The following is a 23,214-nucleotide window of genomic DNA, read 5'->3' as shown; positions in this document are numbered from 1 at the left end:
AACCTTGGCTTACGCTAGTTTTTCCTAACTTGCTAAGGCTGACGCACCCAAACCCACGCGAACAACTTGTAACCTGCTTTTAACATAGACCCCTTACACTCCCGAGATTAGCTTACAAGCTATGGCATACCCTAGTGGTCACCTTGTCTAAAGCCTTGCCTGTATTTCCCTATCCATTCGCTTATTTAAAATTAATTGAAATTAAATTCTATTAAAATCCCGCGCCCGTTATTTTTTTGACCTAATATATAAAAACGAGTAAAGCCAAAAAATATAAAACACACATTTTTCTAAAAAAATATGCGGCTTACTTGATATCTCATAGAACATCGACTAATTACTTTGCTAAGGCCGTTTTGCATGACGGATTTCGGCTGGGTAATAAATACGCAGGGGAATACATGCGTCACTTTTCTTTAATAGCAGCACTGCTCTGCCTATTCAATCAAACCGCCTTTGCTGATGTTGCAATGACTGTAAATGGCCTATCCAAACATTTTGGCTGCGAAAAGAAAAAAGGCAATACTTGTGATTACAATGAATTTAATCCCGGACTTGGCATCGAGTGGTCTGCTAAAACACAGGATTGGGGAAAGCCATTTGTGCGGGCAGGGGTTTATCGGGATTCTTATTCTGATACGGCAGCCTATGCCACAGTGGGTATACGGCAAGATTGGCCTATTAATGATTCTTTTAGGGCAGGTTTGGCTATCATGGGTGGCTATTTAAATAGCCCTCATCAAAATGGTGCAGTCGCTTTACCCTTTATTTATGCTTCTTATAAAAATATAGCAATCGAGCTTGGCTATGTGCCCGATGCAAAAGCATTTAACAGTAAAAATAAATCAAAAAGCATCGCCACCTTGCAATTACGCTGGGATTTTTAATCCACAAATAAAAGCCCAGCTTTATCCGCTGGGCTTTTTATATTCAGGCAATTAATTCATCAATTGCTGATCAGGCTTTACACATTGAACAAGAAATTCAACACATCGCCATCTTTCACTACATACTCTTTCCCTTCTGCACGCATCTTGCCCGCTTCTTTTGCGCCTTGTTCACCCTTGTATTGGATGAAGTCTTCAAAAGCGATGGTTTGGGCGCGGATAAAGCCGCGTTCGAAGTCGGTGTGGATCACGCCAGCGGCTTGTGGGCCGGTGTCGCCTTTGTGGATCGTCCAAGCACGTACTTCTTTTACGCCAGCGGTAAAGTAAGTTTGCAGGCCAAGTAAATCGTAGCCAACGCGAATCAGGCGGTTCAGGCCTGGCTCTTCTAGGCCTAGCTCGGCGAGGAATTCTTGCTTGTCGGCGTCATCCAACTCGGCAATTTCAGCTTCGATGGCGGCACATACGGCTACCACCGGTGCGCCCTCTAGAGCGGCATGGGCCACCAAGCGATCGAGCAGCGGATTATTTTTGAAGCCGTCTTCGGCCACATTGGCCACGTACATCGCTGGCTTGATGGTCATCAGGCAGAGCGACTTAATCGCGAGTACTTCGTCATCACTCAGACCAGCCGAGCGTGCTGGCTTGCCGTCATTTAGCAATGGGATGAGCTTTTCTAATACCGCCACCATTTGGATGGCTTCTTTATCGCCTGCGCGGGCTTTTTTGCTATCACGAGTAAATACTTTTTCTGCTGTGGCCAAATCGGCCAGTGCCAGCTCGATACCGATGGTTTCGATATCGGCGATTGGGTCTACACGGCCATTCACGTGGATGACGTTATCGTCTTCAAAACAGCGAACCACGTTCACAATCGCGTCGGTTTCGCGGATATTGGCGAGGAATTTGTTACCCAAGCCTTCACCTTTGGAAGCGCCCGCAACCAGACCAGCGATATCAACGAATTCTACGATCGCCGATTGAATTTTTTGTGGCTTAACGATCTCAGATAGCTGAGCAAGGCGCACATCCGGCACTTCAACGATGCCGACGTTAGGCTCGATGGTGCAAAAAGGATAGTTTTCAGCCGCAATACCGGCCTTGGTCAGTGCATTAAACAGGGTCGATTTACCGACATTAGGCAGGCCAACGATGCCGCATTTGAGACTCATATCATCCTTTCGCCGCAAATCGCGGCCAACATATACTTTAAAAGCGGGATTTTACCCGATTGTGACCGATGCCGCTTCCACCCTGCACAAATCCCGTTGGCAAACGGCGGGTGTTCCGCCCAAAAGCCCAAGTCTTGAACCACGGAGAACACGGAGTTTCACGGAGAAAATCTCTGGATTAGAATGAACTGGCAAGTTATTTATGCCTGCTCTATCCAGCAACTCAATAAATTAGCCTTTTATAGGGTGTACAGCAACGCAATCGAGCACAGAGAGCGGTGCGCAAGAAAAGCGACTGGCCCACGGTGCTTGGTTCCTGACCAAGCGCTTAAAATTCATAAACAAGCACATCATTTAAGCCTCGGTTTTCTCTGTGTAACTCTGTGTCCTCCGTGCTCTCTGTGGTTCAAGATTTGGGTTTCTGCACGAGCGTAACTCCTCCTCTAGGCAATGCTAAGGTTCCTTTCCCCGCCCCCGCCCCGTAAACTGCAGCTCCTTTGCCTTTGATTGCCCCGCTCATGAGTAAACGCCGTACTTCCCCCCTGCCGCATCGTGATGGCATTGCCCCGAGTTTTTTGCAGCTGCCTGCCGGGCAATGGCCTGATTTGCTGACGTTTCTTATCACCCGCTTTCCGCATATGCCTGCAGAAATTTTGCGTGGGCGTCTAGAGCGTGGCGAGATCGTCGATCATCAGGGTGAAGTATTAAATGTTGCTAGTAGCTACCAGCCAAATGGGCGGATTTGGTATTACCGCGAAGTGCCCGAAGAAACACCTGTGCCATTTGCCGAGCACATTATTTATCAGGATGAGCGCTTGCTAGTGGCGGATAAGCCGCATTTTTTAGCCTGTATTCCGGCTGGGCGTTATTTACAAGAAACGCTGCTAACCCGATTACGTAAGTCGCTAGGTGCACCCGACATTGCGCCGATTCATCGCTTAGATAGAGAAACCGCAGGGATTATGTTGTTCAGCCTCGATCCGGCCTGCCGCGCTGGCTACCACGCGCTGTTTTCAGAGCGGGATGTAGCAAAGGAATACGAGGCGATTGCGCCGTTTCGTGCTGATTTGGAGCTACCCCGTGTGCATCGCAGCTTTATGCAGGAACAACAGGGCATGTTCACCATGGAAGAAGCCCCAGGCGAGCCTAATAGCGAAACCTATATCGAGCTGATCGAGCAACGCGGTGCGTGGGCACGCTATCGCCTTAAACCGCACACCGGCAAAAAGCACCAGCTACGCACCCATTTAAGCGCCTTGGGCGTGCCAATCTTAAATGACCCTTGGTATCCCGAATTACTACCCGAAAAAGGCGACGACTTCAGTCGCCCTCTGCAATTATTAGCGCGGGCCATTGAGTTTGTAGATCCGTTTACAGGTGAAAACAGGCGCTTTGAAAGCCAGCGGGAACTCAGCTGGCCTGAATAGCATTATAGGATGGGTGGAGCTTTCACTGAGCGAAAAAAGACAACGCACGTAGAGCGATACCCATCAGCCATAGGAGGAACAGGGAAATACTCATCGGCTTGTGATTGATGGGTATCGCCAAAAAACGGCTCCACCCATCCTACATTGGGTCTTAATATCCCCGAGCCTTACTTCTTCACCGGCCGCTGCCAGCCATAAATCGTCACCTGCTTGGCTCGTGCCACAGTCAACTCGCCAGCCGGTGCATTTTTGCCGATCACCGATCCTGCGCCTGTCGTTGCGCCTTCACCGATGGTGACGGGAGCTACCAGCACATTATTCGAACCAATGCGTACTTCGTCTTCAATCACGGTGCGGAATTTATTAATACCATCGTAATTGGCCGTAATGGTGCCCGCGCCCACATTCACCTTGCTACCCATGGTGGTATCGCCGATATAGCTCAGGTGATTTACTTTGGAGCCTTGCCCAATAGTGGCTTTTTTAATTTCTACAAAGTTGCCGATATGCACATCGTCAGCCAGCTCGGCACCGGGGCGCAGACGGGCAAACGGGCCAATCAGATTGCCCTTGCCAACTACCGCGTCTTCTAGATGGCTAAATGGGTGAATGATGGTGTCGTCATTTATCGTTACATTCTTTAAAACGCAATTTGCACCGATTCGTACATTTTCACCCAGCAGCACTTCACCTTCAAACACGCAATTCACATCGATAATCACATCCATGCCATGACGCAGCGTGCCGCGTACATCAATACGCGCCGGATCAATCAGGCTAACACCTGCCAGCAACAGTGATTGGGCGATCTCGGCTTGATGAATGCGTTCTAGCTGGGCCAGTTGCACCTTATTATTAATGCCTTCAGCTTCCCAGTGCTCCTTCGGATGCACGGTAGCAATTTCAACGCCATCACGCACAGCAAGAGCAATCAAATCGGTGGCGTAATATTCGCCCTGTGCATTATCGTTTTTAAGCTCGGAAAGCCAGCCTGCCAGCTTGGCTGTTGGCAGCACTAAAATTCCGGTATTCATTTCTTTAATGGCGGCTTGCTCAGGGCTTGCGTCTTTTTGCTCAACGATGCAGGTCACCTTACCCTCTGCATCGCGAACAATACGGCCATAGCCGGTGGCATCGTCCAGGATATCCGTCAGGATCCCTAATTTACCCTGGCTGCTTGCTGCTAACAGCGCTTGCAGCGTAGCTAAACGAGTTAAAGGCACATCGCCGTATAGCATCAGCGTGGTTTCACCCTGCAAATGCGGCAAAGCCTGCGCCAACGCGTGACCCGTGCCCAACTGCTCGGCCTGATGTGCCCAAGCTAGATCTTTGCTACCTAACAGCTCTTCTTGTACCTGCTGGCCACCATGGCCATAAACCACCACCAGCTTGCTCGGTTTTAAATGTCGTGCAGTATCAAGCACATGCCCCAACAGCGGCTTGCCCGCCAAGCGATGCAAAACCTTAGGCATTTTGGAGTACATACGCTTGCCTTGGCCGGCAGCGAGAACAACTACATCAAGCAAAGCGCTCATACGACAAGACCTAGTAAGCTAAAAGACATTATTTTAACCCTTTTTTCGCTACAAACCCGCGTCAATGCGTAATGCGAACACTTTAGGCCATCTATTTGGAGTACTCGCAAGGGCGAGTAGTACTCATCCTCTCTAGGCATCCTTTATGACAAGAAACAGTGCAAAAGCCGATTTTTCGTAGGGTGTACATTCGTTTTTCTTGCGCACCGACTCTCGGTGCGTAACGACTTCGTCGTTTCACACCCTACAAAACGACTTGGTTAAGCCAGATATCGCTGCTCTAGATGCTTGCGGAAATGCGCGGGATTAAGCGATTCGCCTGTGGCGCGACGGACTAAATCACCGGTTTCCCACTGACTGGCCTGGCGCCAGATATTGGCGTTCAGCCAGCTAAAGATCGGCTCTAAATCACCCGCAGCAATGCGTTCGTCCACATCCGGGTGCAGCTTGCGAATCGCCGCAAAATACTGCGCGGCATACATTGCGCCCAAGGTGTAGCTTGGAAAATAACCAAATGCGCCATCGGTCCAGTGAATATCTTGCAAGCAACCATTTTTAAAATTGCCCTTGGTATCCACGCCCAAATAGGCCTGCATCTTTTCATCCCACAAGGCTGGCACATCGTCGGCTTCGATCTCGCCATCGATCAGCGCACGTTCAATTTCGTAGCGCAAAATTACGTGTGCAGGGTAAGTCAGCTCATCCGCATCGACGCGAATAAAATCAGGGCGAACACGGGTGTACATTTTGGCTAAATTGGCCGCCTCAAACGCAGGCTGATCGCCTAAATGCTTTTTAACCAGCGGGCTAATCAGCGCCAAAAACGCTGGGTTGCGGCCTAATTGCATTTCAAACGATAAGCTCTGGCTTTCGTGAATGCCCATTGAACGAGCACGGCCAACCGGCAAAGCGACCGTTTCACGCGGTAGATTTTGCTCGTAACGGGCATGGCCGGTTTCATGCACAATGCCCATCATGCTTTGCATAAAATCATCTTCGCGATAGCGGGTAGTAATACGCACGTCTTCCGGAACGCCACCGCAGAAAGGGTGGTTTGATACATCAAGACGACCGCCTTCAAAATCAAAACCCAGCAAGGCCATCACTTCCAGGCCCAAGGCGCGTTGTTTTTCGACCGCAAACGGGCCAGTCGCTGCAATCAGTTGCTCTGAGCCTTGCTGCTCCATCGCTTGGCGAATCAGACCAGGCAACCAGCTTTTTACATCGCCAAAAATACAATCCAACTCTGCACAGTTCATGCCCGGCTCATATTTATTCAATAGCGCTTCGTAAGGCGATAAACCGGTTTCCCCGGCCAGAAGCTGTGCTTCTTCGCGAGATAAACGCACTACTTCGCGAAAATTGGCTAAAAAACCCTGCCAATCATTATTGGATCGCTGAGTACGCCACTCGTGTGAGCAATGCGATCCTACCAGTGTCTTGGCTTCTACCAAGCTGGCAGGCAGCAAATTGGCCTGCTCCCAGTCGCGCTTAATTTCACGCAAGCTGGCTTGTTCTACCTCGCTTAAATCCCCCAGCTCTGCCGCCTTGATCAACCCGGCCAATGCCGGGTCGGTCAGCGTGTTATGGATCAGCACGTCCAGCTCAGCCATTGCTGCACCACGTGCATCATTGCCTTTAGACGGCATCATGGCAGCCTGATCCCAGCTAGCCAAAGAGCCCAGATGCTCGTAGCGATAAATACGGGTGAAAGTTGCAAGCACAGCTTGGTAAGCGGTTTGGCTCATTTGCATAGGATCTCTATAGGTAAGAATACTTATCATGCCAGCTTGCATAGCAAGTGCAATTGCTTTGAACCCTAGGGTCTGTTGGCGTTTGATTCACAATTACGCTGAGCCGAAAAACGGCTAGGCACAAGGCATGCGACGAAGGAAATAAGGAGTATTTAAGCAAGGTAAAACAGCAAGTAAGCAAGACGCCAGCTAATCTACATAGGTAAAAGGAGAGTGTGGCGTATGCGGGACCTGAAGATTATCTGGAAAATCATGCTGCCAGCAGGCTTACTTACGCTGGTAACGATGCTGATTGTGCTGCTTTCTTTACATGCTATTTCATCAATCAGCCGCCTTGCCTCTTCTGCATTGGATGAAAACGCCCGCAGAGTGTTTCTGGCGAATCAGGCCGCGTTTCATATCAATAGCACGACCACCGATGATCGTAATCAAATTCACGCTTGGACTACGCAAATGGAGGCGGATGCCGAGAAACAATTCCAGATCAATTTAGATAAAGGGCGCAGCGCTTTAGCAAGCTTATACGCACTAGAAAGCGATAATAGCCGTAAGGCTTTAATTGACGAGACCCGCAAGCAGCTGCTGCAATTTGAAAAAATAGATAAAGAAGCCTTTAAGCTTACAAGACAAGGCCAACCAACAGAGGCGTATGCCCTTATCAATGGCGATGCCTACCGTGCTTATAAGGCGGCAATGGCGCATCTCAGCAAATTGGTAAAACTAGAAGAAAACGATATCGCAATAGCTCGCAAGCAGATTGATGCCCAGGGCCACCGTATCTTTTGGGTGGTCGTCATTGCGGCCATTTCAGGCTTTCTCATCGGCCTTGCTGCAGTATGGTTCAGCACCCAGCAAATCCTGCGCCAGCTGGGCGGAGAGCCTGCTTACGCTGCACATATTGCCACACAAGTTGCTGCAGGCGATTTAAGTGTAAAAGTCATCGTGCAGCCTAAAGATCACAGCAGCCTGCTTTTTGCCATGAGCCAGATGGTAGAAAAACTCAACCATATTGTCATCGAGCTTAGAACTGCAGCCAGTATCAGCGCCTTATCCTCAGCAGAGGTTTCCAGCGCCGCGCTGGCGCTATGCCAAAACACCACTGAAAACGCGAATAATATCGAGGAAAGCAGCGCCTCTATCGATACTCTAAGCGTCAATATTAATCAGAACACCCAAAACGCTCACATTACCGATGGCATGGCCCAGCAATCATCTTTAGACGCCAGAAATGGCTGCGAATCCGTACAGCAAACCGTGCTTGCCATGCGAAAAATAGCCAAAGAAATCAAAATAATCGACGATATTGCCTATCAAACCAATCTGCTCGCCCTCAACGCAGCCATTGAAGCGGCCCGAGCAGGTATCAATGGCAAGAGCTTTGCCGTTGTAGCAGGAGAAGTGCGCAGATTAGCCGAGCGTAGCCAAACCGCAGCCCAAGAAATTGGCGAATTATCAGGCAGCAGCGTACAACTGGCCGAATCGGCGGGCATGCTATTAAATAAAATTGAGCCATCAATTAGAAAAACCGCCGATTTAGTCCAAGAAATCGCAGCCAGTAGCTTTGAGCAAAGCCATGAACTAGAGCAGATCAATCACAATATCGACCAGCTTTCACAACTACTACAAACCAATGCCGCCGCATCAGAACAACTCTCTGCCACCGCCGAGCAGCTTAGCGAGCAAGCCCAGCAAGTACAAACAATGCTGGTGTTTTTTAAAACGAATAAATCATAAATAGGCACGATGGCTTGGGCTAAAACTTGATCAGCCCTATGCGCATTAAGCTAAGCCAATAGCATGCATTGCACCTTTTGTAGGGCGGGTGTAACCCACGAGCGATGCTGAAAAATACGCGGGTTACACCCGCCCTACAAATAGCTCAATCCCCAAACATAAAAAAGGCAGCCGAAGCTGCCTTTTTTATCACCACACTAAAGATTCTTAGTGACCACGCTTTTTGAGCTTGTCGATCACGGCAAGTTTTGCTACCGCTTCCACTAGCTCGGCCTGAGCCATCGCAAAGTCCATCGATGATCCGTGATTCTTGATTGATTCTTCGGCGCGGCGTTTGGCGTCTAGCGCCTTAGCTTCGTCGATATCTTTACCGCGAATGGCAGTATCTGCCAACACGGTAACGATATGAGGCTGCACTTCTAACATGCCGCCTGAAACATAAAGAATCACTTCTTCATCGCTATTGGCAACTTTGATGCGCACCGCTCCGGGCCTCACACGAGTGAGTAGTGGGGCATGGCGCGGCAGAATACCAATTTCACCTTTTTCGGCGGGTGCCGAGATAAACTCAGCCACGCCAGAGTAAATCAGTGCTTCTGCGCTTACCACGTCCACATGCATTGTCATTGCCATGGCACTAATCCTTATTGCATGGTCTTGGCTTTTTCAACCGCTTCTTCGATGCTGCCTACCATGTAGAAGGCTTGCTCTGGAAGATGGTCGTAATCGCCATTAAGAATGCCCTTGAAGCCCTTGAGGGTTTCTTTCAGTGGCACGTATTTTCCTGGAGAACCAGTAAACACTTCGGCCACATGGAAAGGCTGTGACAAGAAACGTTGGATCTTACGTGCGCGGGAAACCGACAATTTGTCTTCAGGAGACAATTCATCCATACCCAGAATCGCAATAATATCCTGCAGTTCTTTGTACTTTTGCAATGTTTGCTGCACACCACGCGCAACACCGTAATGCTCTTCACCCACAACTTGCGGGTCAAGCTGACGCGATGTTGAATCGAGTGGATCAACCGCTGGGTAGATACCCAGTGAAGCGATATCACGCGAAAGAACAACGGTTGCATCCAAGTGAGCAAATGTTGTTGCTGGCGATGGATCGGTCAAGTCATCCGCAGGCACGTAAACGGCCTGAATCGACGTGATCGAACCTGTCTTGGTCGAAGTAATACGCTCTTGCAGAGCACCCATTTCTTCAGCCAGAGTAGGTTGATAACCCACGGCAGAAGGCATACGGCCCAACAGAGCAGATACTTCAGTACCGGCCAGTGTATAGCGGTAGATGTTATCTACGAAGAACAGAATGTCACGACCTTCATCACGGAAGTGTTCGGCCATGGTCAAACCTGTCAGCGCTACGCGCAAACGGTTGCCTGGTGGCTCGTTCATCTGACCGTAAACCATCGCCACTTTATCAAGAACATTAGAGTCCTTCATTTCGTGGTAGAAGTCATTCCCTTCACGGGTACGCTCACCTACACCAGCAAACACGGATAAACCAGCGTGTGCCTTAGCGATGTTGTTGATCAGTTCCATCATGTTAACGGTCTTACCCACACCCGCACCGCCGAACAGACCAACCTTACCGCCCTTAGCAAACGGGCACATCAAGTCAATAACCTTGATACCTGTTTCTAATAGATCGATAGATTGGCTAAGTTCGTCGAACTTAGGTGCAAGTTGGTGAATCGAGCGCTTATGCTCGCTCTTCACTTCACCGGCTTCATCAATTGGGTTACCGAGCACATCCATGATGCGGCCCAGTGTAGCGTTACCAACCGGCACCGTAATCGGTGCGCCAGTACCACTTACCAACATGCCGCGCTTCAGGCCGTCAGTACTACCCATTGCAATCGCGCGTACTACGCCGTCGCCGAGCTGTTGTTGTACTTCCAGCGTCAGGTTGACTGCGTCGAGCGTGATCGCGTCATACACCTTGGGCAGGCTGTCACGTGGGAATTCCACGTCGACGACCGGGCCAATGATTTGTACGATTTTACCTTGGCTCATCGTTATTCCTAAATCCCAGTTAATCCGTTGTGCGTCAGGGCGTTACACCGCTGCCGCGCCAGAAACGATTTCGGAGAGTTCCTTCGTAATCGCTGCTTGACGGGTTTTGTTGTAAAGGAGCTGTAGATCGCCGATCACATTGTCTGCGTTATCAGTCGCCGCTTTCATCGCCACCATACGGGCCGCTTGCTCAGAAGAAATGTTTTCCGCTACGGCTTGGTAAACCAAGGCCTCAATGTAACGGCTCATTAATTCGTCGATCACAGTCTTCGCATCCGGCTCAAACAGGTATTCCCAGTTGTAGCCTTTTTTAGGCTCGCCAAATGCGTTGTCTGATAGCGGCAACAGCTGCTCCATCACTGGCTCTTGCTTCATGGTATTCACGAAGCGGGTGTAAACGAGGTGAACTTCGTCTACTTCACCAGCAATAAAGGCGTCGATCATTACTTTGATCGGGCCAATCAGCTGCTCAAGGTGCGGGGTATCGCCGAGTCCGTGCGCAGAGGACAAAACCTTTGCGCCGTAGCGGTTCATAAACCCAATACCCTTGTTACCGATCGCGGTGACAGAGGTTTCTACGCCGTTTTGATGCCATTCCTTCATACGGTTCACGGCCAGACGCAGGGAGTTGGTGTTTAAACCACCACACAGCCCCTTGTCTGAAGTAATCGTAATCAGGCCCGCACGCTTAACAACGTCGCGCTTTTGCAAATAAGGATGCGTGTAATCAACAAAGGCAGCGCTCAGGTGGGCAGCCACATTACGGATTTTCTCACCGTAAGGGCGCGCCGCTCGCATGCGTTCCTGAGCCTTGCGCATTTTTGATGTCGCAACCATTTCCATAGCACGGGTGATCTTTTGCGTATTTTTTACGCTCTTGATCTTGGTCCGAATTTCTTTACCGCTTGCCATGATTTGATCCTTGTCTCAACGTATCAAATCAATACGCGGCGCTGGCCTTGAAGGCTTCCACGGCTTTAACGATCACTTTTTCGTCATCAGAAGCAAGGTCACCCTTGTCTTCGATACGAGCCAGCACATCTGCATGGTTAGTCTTCAATTCAGCCAAGAATGCAGCTTCAAACGCCAAGGCTTTTTCAACTTTGATGTCATCAAACACACCTTTGTTGATCAGCAATAACGTAATGGCCAATTCAGAAACTTTCAGCGGGCTGTATTGACCCTGCTTCATCAGCTCTGTAACCATTTTGCCGCGCTCAAGCTGCTTACGTGTTGCTTCGTCCAGATCAGACGCGAACTGTGCAAACGCAGCCAATTCACGATACTGAGCCAAAGCCAAACGTACACCACCACCGAGCTTCTTAATAACCTTGGTCTGCGCTGCACCACCTACGCGAGAAACCGAGATACCGGCGTTCATTGCTGGGCGAATACCCGCGTTGAACAAGTCAGTTTCCAAGAAAATCTGACCGTCAGTAATCGAAATCACGTTAGTTGGAACGAATGCAGATACGTCACCAGCCTGGGTTTCAATAATAGGAAGAGCGGTTAAAGAACCGGTCTTGCCTTTTACTGCACCGTTAGTTAGCTTTTCTACTTCTGCTTCGTTAATGCGGGAAGCACGTTCCAGCAGACGCGAGTGCAGGTAGAAAACATCGCCCGGATACGCTTCACGGCCCGGAGGACGGCGCAGTAACAGGGAGATTTGACGGTAAGCTACAGCTTGCTTAGACAAATCGTCATAAACGATCAAAGCATCTTCACCGCGGTCGCGGAAGTATTCGCCCATCGTGCAACCGGAGTATGCAGCGATGTATTGCAGAGCAGCAGCTTCAGAAGCAGCAGCAGCAACCACAATGGTGTGACCCATCGCGCCGTGCTCTTCTAACTTGCGCACTACGTTAGCGATCGAAGAAGCCTTTTGGCCAATCGCAACATAAATACATGTCACGCCATTGCCTTTCTGGTTGATGATCGCGTCCAGAGCAACGGCAGTTTTGCCGGTCTGACGGTCACCAATGATCAGCTCGCGCTGACCACGACCAACTGGCACCATCGTATCAATAGACTTGATACCGGTTTGCAGTGGTTGCGACACAGATTGGCGGGCAATAACGCCCGGCGCAATTCTTTCGATTGGTGCAGATTCTGTTGTACCCAGTGGGCCTTTGCCGTCGATAGGCTGGCCAAGAGAGTTAACAACACGACCAATCAATTCACGACCAACTGGAACTTCCAGAATACGGCCGGTGCATTTGACTTCGTCGCCTTCTTGAATGTGCTTGTAATCACCAAGCACAACGGCACCGACAGAATCACGCTCTAAGTTGAGCGCAAGACCGAAGGTATTACCCGGGAATTCCAGCATTTCGCCCTGCATAGCCTCTGACAGGCCGTGCACACGAACGATACCGTCTGTTACGGAAACGACTGTACCTGTGGTACGCGTTTCTGCTGCAGTCGATAAATTCTGGATCCGAGCTTTAATCAGTTCACTGATTTCGGACGGATTAAGTTGCATGATTTCTCCTAACTCTTCAGGCTCGAAGCGAGAGCGGTTAGCTTGCCGCGGACAGATGCGTCTACGACCAGATCACCTACCGTCACCTTCACGCCCCCGATGAGTTCCGGGTTAACGCTGACTTGGGCCGTGACCTTGCGGTGCAGCTGTTGGGATAAAGTTGCTGATAATTCAGCAACCTGGGTATCGGTCAAAGCAAAAGCAGATTCGATGCTGGCTTCAACTTCGCCAGCGTCCGCTGCTTTGTACTCTTCAAATAGCTCTGCTACTGCCGTTAGGGCAGTAAAGCGGCGATTTTCAAGTACGGCGTCGATGAAGTTATGTACTTCATCGCTCTGCTGACCACCCAATAATCCAAGCAACAGCTCCTTAACCTGAGCCACGGAAAACTTTGGATTAGCTACGACTTCTAGCGCCAACTCGTTGCCTGCAATCAGGGCGAGTTGAGCCAGCACATCCGACCATAGTGGGAGTGTGCTGGTTTCTTTGGCTAGACGAAAGATAGCTACGGCGTAGGGTCTTGCGACGGTAATGAGTTCTGCCATGACGCTCTTACAGTTCCGCTTTGATGGATGCTAACAACTCGGCATGGGCATTTGCATCAACTTCGCGGCGCAGAATTTGTTCGGTACCTTGTAGTACCAAACCTGCAACCTGCTGACGCAAGGCTTCTTTTACCTGTTGAATTTGCTGGTCAATTTCCGCTTGAGCGCCGGCAACAAGGCGTTCGCCCTCTGCCTTTGCATGGCCCTTGGCTTCTTCAACCAATTGCGCGCCACGCTTTTCAGCTTGCGCAATGATTTCGGCCGCGTGCTGCTTTGCTTCGCGAAGCTTGTCAGCCGCTGCTTTCTCAGCCAAATCAAGATCTTGCTTGGCACGATCAGCAGAGGCTAAACCGTCGGCGATGCGCTTAGCACGCTCGTCCATAATCTGGGTCAGCGGAGGCCACACGAATTTCATCGTGAAGATGACCAAGATCGCAAAAGTGATCATTTGGCCAAAAAGCGACAGATTAATATCCACGCTGATGTCCTCCTAAAAGACGGGCTAGATTACTGAGCAACGGCATTCAGCAGAGGAGTCAGGAACGGGTTGTTGAAGGTGTAAAGCATAGCAACACCAACGCCGATCATCGAGATAGCATCTAACAGACCAGCGATAATGAACAGCTTAGTTTGCAGAACTGGGATCATTTCTGGCTGACGAGCAGCAGACTCTAAGAACTTACCGCCAAGCAGAGCAAAACCAAGTGCAGTGCCGATAGCAGCTAAACCGATGATGATCGCGGCAGCGATTACAGTCATGCCTTGAACGCTAGCAATTACTTCTGGTGCAACCATTTCTAATATCTCCAAGAGGAAGGTTGGGTAAAACAAGGGGAAAGCAAAACACTTACGCCGACCAGCCAAAGCTGGCCGAAAGTAGTTTTAGTGATCTTCAACCGCAAGGCTGAGGTAAACAATTGTCAACATCATAAATACGAAGGCTTGCAGGGTCACCACCAAGATGTGGAAAATAGCCCATGGAGTACCCAGAACCCACTGCGCCCAGAAGGGCAGCAGAGCGATCAGAATAAAGATCAGCTCACCGGCGTACATATTTCCGAACAAACGCAGAGCCAGAGAAATTGGTTTAGCAACTAACTCAACCATCTGGAAAGCAAAGTTAACTGGTGCTAACAGCACAGTCATCACCAAGCCTTCAGCATGGAACGGCGCGGTAAATAACTCTTTCAGCCAGCCAACAAGCCCTTTGGCCTTAATGGAAAAACCAATAATGAGCAGCATGACCGCTAATGACATCGCAAAAGTCTGATTTACGTCAGCCGTAGGCACAACACGCAGCTTTTCAATCCCAAATACGTGCTGACCAATCCATGGCAACAGATCTACTGGCAAGAAATCCATTGAGTTCATTAAGAACACCCAGCAGAAAATTGTCAGACTTAATGGGCCAATCACTTTTGATTTGCCGTGAAAAGCATCTTTGATCTGGCTATCAACCATCTCAACGATCATTTCTACGAAGTTTTGCAAGGGACCAGGCACGCCAGCGGTCGCTTTACGTGCGGCAAATGCGAAAATACCGACAAACAGGAAACCTAAAACGAGAGCCACCCAGAAGGTATCCAAGTGAAAACCATTGGCTGTCTGATTAAAAGACAAATGGTGTTGGATATACTCGGTGGCGTTAGCGGGTGCGTGATGTTCAGTCATTTTATTTTTTGCCGTCAAATTTTATCAAAAGCCCAAACCAAAAGGCACTGGTGGTAGCGAGATAACCCACAAACGTCCATGGCCAATCTGCCTTTCGGTACAAAATGAACAACGCCGCAAAAGCGACGAGTGTACAAACCAACTTGCACATTTCCGCAGCAAAATGCTGCTTTAGAAGTACTGCTGGCGGAGCGAATTCAACGCGATATGCAATGGCTGCGTATAAAACACTGCCCATCACCGCAATAAATCCGCCCAGTAAACTTGAAATTGCCGGATTTTGTCCCAAGATCAAGAAGAGGAGGAGAGCCGTACTGATTGCGATTCCAATCTTTAGCCGGATGATGCCCCGAACTTGTGCTTTCCCGATCATTGCTTCACCACTAGGGAAAAACCCCGCGATTATACTGACCTGATTTGTGTTGCGTCAATTTTACCTATTGATCTTTTAAGTAATATTTACTTGTCATTCAATTAAAGCGCGAGTATTTGAAGCATTAACTGTCACCAAACTGAGCTTATTCTAGCCTTGGCTGTGTTACATCTTGCTAAGCAAGCCATCCAATTGTTCTGAGCTGTTGTATTCAATCGTAATTCTGCCACTTCCCAGCTTTCCGGGCTTAATCGACACCTTAGCCCCTACCCTAGTGGATAGCTCAGCCGCTAATTGGGAAAAATGTGGATCAGGTTGTGGTTTTGGCTTCTCTGGTGCGGCTTCTTGTTGTTTTTTCACCAAAGCCTCGGTTTCTCTGACCGATAAGCCTTTTAAAATCACCATTCGCGCAGTATCTAATTGCAGCAAATCATCCAAAGACAGCAAGGCGCGAGCATGCCCCATACTGAGCTGATCGGCCATTAGCATCTTCCGCAGTGGCTCAGATAAATTTAATAGTCTTAATAAGTTTGAAACACTGGCCCTAGATTTACCCACAGCCAGAGCTGCCGCCTCATGCGTCATGCCAAATTCTTCGACCAAACGCGAAATACCCAGCGCTTCTTCTAGCGGATTTAAATTCTCACGCTGGATATTCTCAATCAAAGCCATTGCCAAAGCCGCTTCATCGGCAATTTCGCGCACCAAAGCAGGGATTTCTACCAAGCCCGCCTTAATCGACGCACGCCAACGACGCTCACCCGCAATAATTTCGTATTTATCCAGCCCGATTGGCCGCACCAGCACAGGCTGCATTAAGCCCTGAGCCTGAATCGATGCAGTAAGCTCTTCTAAAGCCGTTTCATCCATTTGCAAGCGGGGCTGATATTTACCCGGCTGCAAAGAATGAATCGGCAGATTTTGCAAGGAGTCCTGACTATCCCCCATCAAGGCATCTAAACCGCGTCCAAGTCCTTTCATTTTCATGCTGTGGGAATCTCTTCTAGCAAGTTGTGACGGGCCAGCAATTCTTCAGCAAGTTGAAGATACGCCTGAGCGCCCTTGGAGTTTTTGTCGTAGGACAAGATTGGACGGCCATAGGAAGGCGCTTCGGCCAAGCGAATATTACGCGGTATGACAGTGTGGTACAGTTTACTGGTGTAATGTTTAATTAATTGATCTGACACTTGTTGTGCAAGGGTAGAACGTGGATCAAACATGGTGCGCAGCAGTCCTTCGATCTCGATATGACGATTCATCGACTGTTTTACCCGCTTAAGCGTATTCACCAAGTCAGATAAACCCTCCAGCGCATAATATTCACACTGCATCGGGATGAGTACCGCATCCGCCGCCACAAGGCCATTGAGCGTTAACAAGGTCAGCGCAGGCGGACAATCCAAAATAATGTAATCGTATTGATCTGCAACTAAAGCTAAAGCATTTTTAAGCCGCGATTCTCTGTGCTCTTGGTTCACCAGCTCAACTTCAGCGCCAGCCAAATTGCGATTGGCCGGCAACACATCAATCCCTGCGGATTCTGAACGCTGAATAATCTCTTGGATCGGTGTTGCGCCCAGCAAAAGGTTGTAAACCGAGCTGGATAATTTAGCCTTATCGATCCCCACACCCATCGTGGCATTGCCCTGCGGGTCCAGATCAACCAGCAGCACTTTTCTGCCAAGATGAGCCAGACTTGCAGCCAAATTAACGGCAGTAGTCGTTTTACCTACGCCGCCTTTTTGATTAGCAATGGCCAGAATTTTCATTGTTATACCTTTACGAAGTACATAAGTTATTAGCGTAGGATGTGCAAATGCTGCCCACCGAATGATGGTGCGCAACGACGACGTCGTTGTACACCCTACGAAACGACGTACTTAAAAGATGCATGGGCCTGTTAAACCTTAACCACATGCACTAAATGGCGTTCTGCATCGATGCCCGGCACTTTTAAATGATCCACGGCGGTTACTTTTACTGTTGCTGGCAAATGTGCGATTTCTTCAAAAGGATAAACACCTTTCAAAGCAGCCCACTCCCCTTCTGGTGCCAGCAAGTGCTGGGTGAGTTTTACAAACTCGGCTAGCTCAGCAAAAGCGCGTGAAGTAATAATCTGGAACGGCGCTTCTGGCTTGTACAGCTCAACACGCTCGGTAAGCACAGTGACATTAGTGAGCTTGAGCTCAGCAATCACCTGACGCAAAAACGTAGTTTTCTTGTGATTTGAGTCGAGCAAGAATAATTGCCAATCTGGCCGTGCAATCGCCAATGGAATACCCGGTGTACCAAAGCCCGAGCCTACATCGAGGATACGAATCTTTTCACTCGCCTGCCCTTTAAATTGAGGCAATGGAGCAAGTGAATCCAAAAGATGATGCGAAACCATACGTTCTGGTTCACGAATTGCGGTCAGGCTATAGGTTTTATTCCACTTAGCAATCAGCGCGGTATACGCCAGCAAACTCACTGCTTGTGCTGTGGATAAGTCTAATTTAAGTTCAGCGAGGCCTGCGGCCAGTTCGGCGAAGAGAGAATCAGGAGTAGATACAGTCATTCAGTAACCTTTCTAGCATCAAGCATTTGCTTTTTCTTTAAATGAACCAGCATTAAAGCAATGGCCGCTGGAGTAATACCGGAAATTCTGGACACTTGGCCCATGGTTTCTGGCTTATGTTTAATCAGCTTTTGCTGCACTTCCTTGGATAAGCCCGAGACATCAGTGAAATCTAGATCTGCTGGTAGCAAGAATTCTTCTAGATTATCGCGATTAGCCACTTCAGATTGTTGCCGCTCGATATAACCCTGATATTTCAGTTGAATCTCTACCTGCTCGGCCACAAGAGGGTCTTCCACGGCGGGCTTGGCAATATCCATAGTCATCAAGCTATCGTAAGAGACCTGCGGGCGGCGCAGTAAATCGGCCAGCGTATATTCACGCTCAATCGCTTTACCTAGCACCCGCTCAGCATCGCTTACCGCAAGAATACGTGGATTTACCCATGTCGTGCGCAAGCGTTCTAATTCTAAATCAATTGCATCGCGTTTTTTGCAGAAGGCTTCCCACTGCGCATCACCAATCAAGCCTAGCTCACGGCCCATTTCGGTCAGGCGTAAATCGGCATTATCTTCACGCAATTGCAGACGGTATTCGGCGCGGCTGGTAAACATGCGGTAAGGCTCGGTCACCCCATTGGTCACCAGATCATCAGCCAACACACCTAAATAAGCTTCATTGCGTTTTGGCGTCCACGCATCTTTTTCGCGCACATAAAGGCCCGCATTTAAACCTGCCAGCAAGCCTTGTGCTGCAGCTTCTTCGTAGCCCGTCGTGCCATTAATTTGCCCAGCAAAGAATAAACCGGCAATGCTTTTGGTTTCAAAGCTGGCTTTTAAATTACGTGGATCATAGTAATCGTATTCGATGGCATAGCCCGGACGCAGAATATGCGCGTTTTCCATACCAGCAATCGAGCGCACGGCGGCCAGCTGGATATCAAACGGTAAGCTGGTCGAAATACCGTTTGGATAATATTCATGCGTATCCAAGCCTTCAGGCTCTAAGAAAATCTGGTGACTATCTTTATCGGCAAAGCGATTAATTTTGTCTTCAATACTTGGACAATAGCGCGGGCCAACGCCTTCTATTTTGCCGGTAAACATTGGGCTGCGATCAAAACCGCTACGAATAATATCGTGCGTTTTAAGATTGGTGTGCGCCATCCAGCAAGGCAATTGCTTTGGATGCATGCCCACATTTCCGCGTGCCGAAAACACCGGCTCAGGCGTATCGCCGTATTGTGCTTCTAATACCGAGAAATCAATTGAGCGCCCATCAATGCGTGGTGGCGTGCCGGTTTTTAAACGGCCAACAGGTAAATTTAAATCGCGTAAACGTGCAGCGAGCGTGACCGAAGCAGGGTCCCCCGCACGGCCGCCAACGTGATTTTCCAAGCCGACGTGAATTTTACCGGAAAGGAAAGTTCCGGCTGTCAGCACCACCGCACCCGCTTCAAAACGAATGCCGATTTGGGTAATCACGCCGGTAACGCGATCGCCATCTAAAGTCAGATCGTCCACAGCCTGCTGGAATAAATCCAGATTCGGCTGATTTTCCAGCATATGGCGAACCGCAGCTTTATAGCGAATACGATCGGCCTGCGCACGCGTAGCACGAACCGCTGGGCCTTTACTAGAGTTCAGTGTTTTAAACTGAATGCCGCCAAAATCGGTCGCCAGCGCCATTGCGCCGCCTAAAGCATCGACTTCTTTGACCAAATGGCCCTTACCAATCCCGCCAATCGATGGGTTGCAAGACATTTGACCAAGGGTTTCAATATTGTGCGTCAGCAGCAGGGTTTTGTTACCCATGCGGGCGGCCGCCAACGCAGCCTCAGTCCCGGCGTGGCCGCCGCCGACAACAATCACGTCGTATCGAGTAGGATAAAGCATCGCGTTGAGCATCCAGCAAGCAAAGGGGCAAGATTTTACGCCGTATCTGCCTTGACGACTATCGCGGAGCGATAAAATGCGAACGCCCCGATTTTACGGGGCGTTTCACGTGGAACATAGACAACCCTAAATCTACGAGCACATCCGGCCCGAAGCGCCATCATAGAAACGAGTTAAAAGCTTTATTCATGCCATTTTTTCGCAAGCCGAGGCATTTAGCGCTCGGCATCGTGCCAGCAATCAACCATTACAACACACCAAACTCGCGAGCCGCTTCTAATGCCGCTCCCACAATCCCTGCATCATTTTTAAGCTCGGCAGGCACAACAGGGAAACGCAACCCCGTTAACTCCGGGATAAATTTATCGTGTTTCTTGCTGATTCCACCACCAATAATCAATAAATCTGGCGATAGTAATAATTGCAAATGCAAAATATATTCATTTAAACGTTGGGTGTATTCTTTCCACTTTAAATCTAAATCGTCTTTTACTTTTCCAGAACAATATTTTTCAGCAATTTCATCATTTTTAAAAATCAAATGACCCAACTCGGTATTGCTAATCAGCTTACCATCCACAATTAATGCACTACCAATCCCTGTGCCTAAAGTAATCATCAGTACTTTGCCCACTTTACCTTTTGCAGCACCAAAAATGCCTTCGGCTAAGCCCGCTGCATCAGCATCATTAATCAGCTTTAAAGGTAAGCCTGTTACTTGCGCCAAAATATCTTGTGCTGGAGCGTTCAACCACGACGCATCCACATTGGCAGCGGACAAGGTAACGCCATTGTGCACAATCGCAGGAAAGGTACAGCCAATCGGCCCTTGCCAATTAAATTGCTCAACTAACTGCTTAACCACCGCCCCCACCGCTTCTGGCGTGGCAGGTTGTGGTGTATCGATCCGCACTCGCTCGCAGAGTAGCTCGCCTGTTTCCACATTGACAGGGGCACCTTTAATCCCTGTGCCGCCAATATCAATACCTAGAACAATCTTTGCAGATGCCATTTGCTCAATCATTGTTATTCCATTCGTTAATTTATTTAAAAAATATTTTTATATAAAAGCTTATTTTGAAATAGCAGATTTCAGCTCTAACAAACGCTTTTTATCTTCTTCTGCTCTGCGTTTTACATTTTCTATATCATCATTCTTTGTTTTATTATCTGCATCAATATCGACAATCTCTTTATTGATCGCTGCTAACTCTGCTTCTAAATCAGGCGGAATTGATCTTTTTGATTTTTTCATACGAGCGAGTTGTGTTTCTAAACGCGTTTTACGCTGAGATGCTGCTTGCATACGCATAGAATTAGCAATCGTGGCCGATTGAATCATGCCTATCCGTCTATCCCGGATAAGATCAATTTCTTCAGGGCGGGAGAAAGACTGCAATAGAGCGCGATCTCTACGCTGCTGCTCTTTTTGCAGCGCTTGCTCATTTTGAATTTTTTCTTTCTCTTCCTTGCTCAGCACCGGCACTGGCGTAGCCTTTACTACTCCTGATTTATTAAGTTCAGATACGCCACTTGTTGGCGCAGTCATTGGCGGCTTATCGCTGTATTGCACACGACCCGTTTCATCCACCCAGCGATAAAGCTTGGCAAATGCAGGGGCCGTCAACAAGGCCAGTAGTAAAAAAGTAAGCAGACCACGCAGCATCAAATAAGCCTTTTAGATTCCGTACTGATTACGGTAAGCGCTGACTTTAGCCAGCTTCTCATCCATACCATTTTGGGCGCTTAAATAGCCCAGCAAATCATCCAGTGAAGCAATAGGAATCACCGGAATGCCAAACTGTTGTTCTACTTCCTGCACCGCTGACAAGGCCCCCTGGCCGCGCTCCATACGATCAAGCGCAATCAAAACACCCGCTGGCTCTGCTCCCGCAGCACGAATCATATTTACAGACTCACGCACTGATGTGCCCGCAGAAATCACATCGTCAATAATCATAACCCGGCCTTTAAGCGGCGCGCCCACTAAAACCCCGCCTTCACCATGATCTTTAGCTTCTTTTCGATTAAATACAAAGGGCACATTCCGCCCCTGCGTAGCCAAAGCCACGGCCGTCGCCGATGCCAGCACAATTCCTTTATAGGCTGGCCCGAATAACACATCAAACTCAACGCCCGACGCTTGTACCGCCTGTGCATAAAATTGCGCCAAAGCACCTACGGATGCACCATCGCTAAATAATCCCGCATTGAAAAAGTACGGCGATTGACGGCCAGCCTTAGTGATAAAATCACCAAAACACAGCACATTTTGCTCGACAGCAAAAGAAATAAAGTCGCGACGAAAATCACTCATGCTGCATTTTCCTGTTTTATTAATTTCAAATACTGCGAAGCATAACATTTCTTACAAAAGGACACCGAATGCGCATTATCAGTGCTAATTTAAACGGCATTCGCTCAGCTGCAAATAAGGGCTTTTTTGAATGGCTAGCAAAACAAGACGCCGATGTGGTGGCCTTGCAAGAACTTAAAGCACAAGAAGCCGATCTTTCCCAGCAAATGAAAGAGCCTGCGGGGCTAAAAGGCTTTTTTCATTACGCGACCAAAAAAGGCTATAGCGGTGTAGGCCTCTATTGCTTGCGCGAGCCAGATCGGGTGATTACCGGCCTTGGTATTGCCGATATCGATTTTGAAGGCCGCTATTTGCAAGCCGATTTTGGCAATCTTTCGGTCATTTCTCTTTATTTGCCATCAGGCTCATCATCAGATGAGCGCCAGCAAGTGAAGTTTTCCTTTTTAGAACGCTTTCGCCCACACCTAGAGCAACTCGCCGCCAGCGGCCGCGAAGTGGTTCTGCTTGGCGACTGGAATATCGCTCACAATGAGATTGATCTAAAAAACTGGAAAGGCAATCTGAAGAACTCAGGCTTCTTGCCGGAAGAGCGCAGTTGGCTGGGTAAGTTATTTAGCGAGCTGAGCTTTGTGGATGTCTGGCGCAAACTTTACCCGGAAATCCCCGGTTACACATGGTGGAGTAACCGGGGCCAAGCCTATGCCAAAGACGTAGGCTGGCGCATCGATTACCACATCACCACTCCCGGCATTGCTGCAACGGCGCAGAGTGCTTCAATCTATAAAAACGAAAAATTCTCTGACCATGCACCGCTGATTGTGGATTACGACTACCAGCCTTAAGA

The 23,214-nt window shown here is 48.9% G+C and carries 23 protein-coding genes; 4 read left to right on the top strand and 19 right to left on the bottom strand.

Annotated features, from left to right (window positions below; translation table 11 throughout):
• Nucleotides 1–401: 401 nt before the first annotated feature.
• Entirely contained in the window at nt 402–887 is a 486-nt protein-coding gene (locus VN23_RS18030) for a hypothetical protein (protein ID WP_046353810.1), read from the top strand.
• A 77-nt stretch (nt 888–964) separates the two neighbouring features.
• Here VN23_RS18030 and ychF read toward each other — a convergent pair whose 3' ends face one another.
• A complete protein-coding gene (gene ychF, locus VN23_RS18025; protein WP_046353809.1) occupies nt 965–2,056 on the bottom strand; it encodes a redox-regulated ATPase YchF in 1,092 nt (363 codons plus the stop codon).
• A gap of 518 nt (nt 2,057–2,574) precedes the next feature.
• Between ychF and VN23_RS18020 the strand changes: the two genes are divergently transcribed.
• Nucleotides 2,575–3,483 (top strand): RluA family pseudouridine synthase, encoded by a 909-nt coding sequence (locus VN23_RS18020; protein ID WP_046353808.1) that lies wholly within the window; start codon nt 2,575–2,577, stop codon nt 3,481–3,483.
• A gap of 167 nt (nt 3,484–3,650) precedes the next feature.
• On the opposite strand, the gene glmU is transcribed toward VN23_RS18020, so the two are convergent.
• Both glmU and VN23_RS18010 read right to left on the bottom strand, forming a co-directional pair.
• Nucleotides 3,651–5,018, bottom strand: coding sequence for a bifunctional UDP-N-acetylglucosamine diphosphorylase/glucosamine-1-phosphate N-acetyltransferase GlmU (gene glmU / locus VN23_RS18015; RefSeq protein WP_046353807.1), 1,368 nt, complete (start codon nt 5,016–5,018; stop codon nt 3,651–3,653).
• A 260-nt stretch (nt 5,019–5,278) separates the two neighbouring features.
• Nucleotides 5,279–6,772 carry a carboxypeptidase M32 gene (locus tag VN23_RS18010; protein WP_231743296.1) on the bottom strand — a complete coding sequence of 498 codons (1,494 nt, stop codon included), beginning with the start codon at nt 6,770–6,772 and terminating at the stop codon, nt 5,279–5,281.
• A gap of 222 nt (nt 6,773–6,994) precedes the next feature.
• Between VN23_RS18010 and VN23_RS18005 the strand changes: the two genes are divergently transcribed.
• Complete coding sequence (locus VN23_RS18005; protein ID WP_052746825.1) at nt 6,995–8,506, top strand: methyl-accepting chemotaxis protein; 1,512 nt, start codon at nt 6,995–6,997, stop codon at nt 8,504–8,506.
• 207 nt (nt 8,507–8,713) lie between these two features.
• Here VN23_RS18005 and VN23_RS18000 read toward each other — a convergent pair whose 3' ends face one another.
• The 16 genes from VN23_RS18000 to pyrE form a co-directional block, all read right to left on the bottom strand.
• Nucleotides 8,714–9,139: a F0F1 ATP synthase subunit epsilon gene (locus VN23_RS18000; RefSeq protein ID WP_046353806.1), complete on the bottom strand. Its 426-nt coding sequence runs from the start codon at nt 9,137–9,139 to the stop codon at nt 8,714–8,716.
• Nucleotides 9,140–9,150: 11 nt separating this feature from the next.
• Nucleotides 9,151–10,530, bottom strand: coding sequence for a F0F1 ATP synthase subunit beta (atpD, locus tag VN23_RS17995; protein ID WP_046353805.1), 1,380 nt, complete (start codon nt 10,528–10,530; stop codon nt 9,151–9,153).
• Between the two features lie 42 nt (nt 10,531–10,572).
• Entirely contained in the window at nt 10,573–11,442 is an 870-nt protein-coding gene (gene atpG / locus VN23_RS17990; RefSeq protein WP_046353804.1) for a F0F1 ATP synthase subunit gamma, read from the bottom strand.
• 28 nt (nt 11,443–11,470) lie between these two features.
• On the bottom strand, nt 11,471–13,012 hold the full coding sequence (atpA, locus tag VN23_RS17985) for a F0F1 ATP synthase subunit alpha (RefSeq protein WP_046353803.1): 1,542 nt from the start codon (nt 13,010–13,012) through the stop codon (nt 11,471–11,473).
• A gap of 8 nt (nt 13,013–13,020) precedes the next feature.
• The gene (locus tag VN23_RS17980) at nt 13,021–13,557 is read right to left on the bottom strand and encodes a F0F1 ATP synthase subunit delta (RefSeq protein ID WP_046353802.1); all 537 of its coding nucleotides are present in this window, start codon (nt 13,555–13,557) and stop codon (nt 13,021–13,023) included.
• Nucleotides 13,558–13,564: 7 nt separating this feature from the next.
• A complete protein-coding gene (locus VN23_RS17975; RefSeq protein WP_046353801.1) occupies nt 13,565–14,035 on the bottom strand; it encodes a F0F1 ATP synthase subunit B in 471 nt (156 codons plus the stop codon).
• 29 nt (nt 14,036–14,064) lie between these two features.
• Entirely contained in the window at nt 14,065–14,352 is a 288-nt protein-coding gene (gene atpE, locus VN23_RS17970) for a F0F1 ATP synthase subunit C (RefSeq protein ID WP_046353800.1), read from the bottom strand.
• Between the two features lie 87 nt (nt 14,353–14,439).
• Complete coding sequence (gene atpB, locus VN23_RS17965; RefSeq protein ID WP_046353799.1) at nt 14,440–15,228, bottom strand: F0F1 ATP synthase subunit A; 789 nt, start codon at nt 15,226–15,228, stop codon at nt 14,440–14,442.
• Between the two features lies 1 nt (nt 15,229).
• Nucleotides 15,230–15,601, bottom strand: coding sequence for an ATP synthase subunit I (locus VN23_RS17960; protein ID WP_046353798.1), 372 nt, complete (start codon nt 15,599–15,601; stop codon nt 15,230–15,232).
• A 165-nt stretch (nt 15,602–15,766) separates the two neighbouring features.
• Entirely contained in the window at nt 15,767–16,588 is an 822-nt protein-coding gene (locus tag VN23_RS17955) for a ParB/RepB/Spo0J family partition protein (protein ID WP_046353797.1), read from the bottom strand.
• On the bottom strand, nt 16,585–17,370 hold the full coding sequence (locus VN23_RS17950) for a ParA family protein (protein WP_046353796.1): 786 nt from the start codon (nt 17,368–17,370) through the stop codon (nt 16,585–16,587). Before VN23_RS17950 ends, VN23_RS17955 begins: the two co-directional genes overlap by 4 nt.
• 131 nt (nt 17,371–17,501) lie before the next feature.
• Nucleotides 17,502–18,158 carry a 16S rRNA (guanine(527)-N(7))-methyltransferase RsmG gene (gene rsmG, locus VN23_RS17945; RefSeq protein WP_046353795.1) on the bottom strand — a complete coding sequence of 219 codons (657 nt, stop codon included), beginning with the start codon at nt 18,156–18,158 and terminating at the stop codon, nt 17,502–17,504.
• Nucleotides 18,155–20,053 carry a tRNA uridine-5-carboxymethylaminomethyl(34) synthesis enzyme MnmG gene (gene mnmG / locus VN23_RS17940; RefSeq protein ID WP_046353875.1) on the bottom strand — a complete coding sequence of 633 codons (1,899 nt, stop codon included), beginning with the start codon at nt 20,051–20,053 and terminating at the stop codon, nt 18,155–18,157. The genes rsmG and mnmG overlap by 4 nt, the downstream gene beginning before the upstream one ends.
• Nucleotides 20,054–20,300: 247 nt before the next feature.
• Nucleotides 20,301–21,077 carry a polyphosphate--glucose phosphotransferase gene (gene ppgK, locus VN23_RS17935; RefSeq protein WP_082752835.1) on the bottom strand — a complete coding sequence of 259 codons (777 nt, stop codon included), beginning with the start codon at nt 21,075–21,077 and terminating at the stop codon, nt 20,301–20,303.
• Between the two features lie 48 nt (nt 21,078–21,125).
• Nucleotides 21,126–21,719, bottom strand: coding sequence for a DUF4124 domain-containing protein (locus VN23_RS17930; protein ID WP_046353794.1), 594 nt, complete (start codon nt 21,717–21,719; stop codon nt 21,126–21,128).
• A gap of 12 nt (nt 21,720–21,731) precedes the next feature.
• The gene (gene pyrE / locus VN23_RS17925) at nt 21,732–22,370 is read right to left on the bottom strand and encodes an orotate phosphoribosyltransferase (RefSeq protein WP_046353793.1); all 639 of its coding nucleotides are present in this window, start codon (nt 22,368–22,370) and stop codon (nt 21,732–21,734) included.
• Between the two features lie 68 nt (nt 22,371–22,438).
• Between pyrE and VN23_RS17920 the strand changes: the two genes are divergently transcribed.
• Complete coding sequence (locus tag VN23_RS17920; protein WP_046353792.1) at nt 22,439–23,212, top strand: exodeoxyribonuclease III; 774 nt, start codon at nt 22,439–22,441, stop codon at nt 23,210–23,212.
• The last annotated feature ends 2 nt before the right edge of the window (nt 23,213–23,214 follow it).

Origin of the sequence: Janthinobacterium sp. B9-8 (assembly GCF_000969645.2) — a bacterium.
GTDB lineage: Bacteria > Pseudomonadota > Gammaproteobacteria > Burkholderiales > Chitinibacteraceae > Iodobacter.
The sequence above is the reverse complement of the archived record's forward strand: the minus strand, read 5'-3'. Positions and strand labels throughout refer to the sequence as shown.

Bases quoted from the DNA above. Each gene is read 5' to 3' on its own strand.
- ppgK (WP_082752835.1), bottom strand. From the start codon at position 21,077: ATGATTGAGCAAATGGCATCTGCAAAGATTGTTCTAGGTATTGATATT.
- atpA (WP_046353803.1), bottom strand. From the start codon at position 13,012: ATGCAACTTAATCCGTCCGAAATCAGTGAACTGATTAAAGCTCGGATC.
- VN23_RS18005 (WP_052746825.1), top strand. From the start codon at position 6,995: ATGCGGGACCTGAAGATTATCTGGAAAATCATGCTGCCAGCAGGCTTA.
- VN23_RS17980 (WP_046353802.1), bottom strand. From the start codon at position 13,557: ATGGCAGAACTCATTACCGTCGCAAGACCCTACGCCGTAGCTATCTTT.
- VN23_RS17960 (WP_046353798.1), bottom strand. From the start codon at position 15,601: ATGATCGGGAAAGCACAAGTTCGGGGCATCATCCGGCTAAAGATTGGA.
- VN23_RS17955 (WP_046353797.1), bottom strand. From the start codon at position 16,588: ATGAAAATGAAAGGACTTGGACGCGGTTTAGATGCCTTGATGGGGGAT.
- rsmG (WP_046353795.1), bottom strand. From the start codon at position 18,158: ATGACTGTATCTACTCCTGATTCTCTCTTCGCCGAACTGGCCGCAGGC.
- VN23_RS18010 (WP_231743296.1), bottom strand. From the start codon at position 6,772: ATGCAAATGAGCCAAACCGCTTACCAAGCTGTGCTTGCAACTTTCACC.
- VN23_RS18020 (WP_046353808.1), top strand. From the start codon at position 2,575: ATGAGTAAACGCCGTACTTCCCCCCTGCCGCATCGTGATGGCATTGCC.
- ychF (WP_046353809.1), bottom strand. From the start codon at position 2,056: ATGAGTCTCAAATGCGGCATCGTTGGCCTGCCTAATGTCGGTAAATCG.
- VN23_RS18000 (WP_046353806.1), bottom strand. From the start codon at position 9,139: ATGGCAATGACAATGCATGTGGACGTGGTAAGCGCAGAAGCACTGATT.
- pyrE (WP_046353793.1), bottom strand. From the start codon at position 22,370: ATGAGTGATTTTCGTCGCGACTTTATTTCTTTTGCTGTCGAGCAAAAT.
- VN23_RS17930 (WP_046353794.1), bottom strand. From the start codon at position 21,719: ATGCTGCGTGGTCTGCTTACTTTTTTACTACTGGCCTTGTTGACGGCC.
- VN23_RS17920 (WP_046353792.1), top strand. From the start codon at position 22,439: ATGCGCATTATCAGTGCTAATTTAAACGGCATTCGCTCAGCTGCAAAT.
- VN23_RS18030 (WP_046353810.1), top strand. From the start codon at position 402: ATGCGTCACTTTTCTTTAATAGCAGCACTGCTCTGCCTATTCAATCAA.
- atpB (WP_046353799.1), bottom strand. From the start codon at position 15,228: ATGACTGAACATCACGCACCCGCTAACGCCACCGAGTATATCCAACAC.
- mnmG (WP_046353875.1), bottom strand. From the start codon at position 20,053: ATGCTTTATCCTACTCGATACGACGTGATTGTTGTCGGCGGCGGCCAC.
- glmU (WP_046353807.1), bottom strand. From the start codon at position 5,018: ATGAGCGCTTTGCTTGATGTAGTTGTTCTCGCTGCCGGCCAAGGCAAG.
- VN23_RS17950 (WP_046353796.1), bottom strand. From the start codon at position 17,370: ATGAAAATTCTGGCCATTGCTAATCAAAAAGGCGGCGTAGGTAAAACG.
- atpG (WP_046353804.1), bottom strand. From the start codon at position 11,442: ATGGCAAGCGGTAAAGAAATTCGGACCAAGATCAAGAGCGTAAAAAAT.
- atpE (WP_046353800.1), bottom strand. From the start codon at position 14,352: ATGGTTGCACCAGAAGTAATTGCTAGCGTTCAAGGCATGACTGTAATC.
- atpD (WP_046353805.1), bottom strand. From the start codon at position 10,530: ATGAGCCAAGGTAAAATCGTACAAATCATTGGCCCGGTCGTCGACGTG.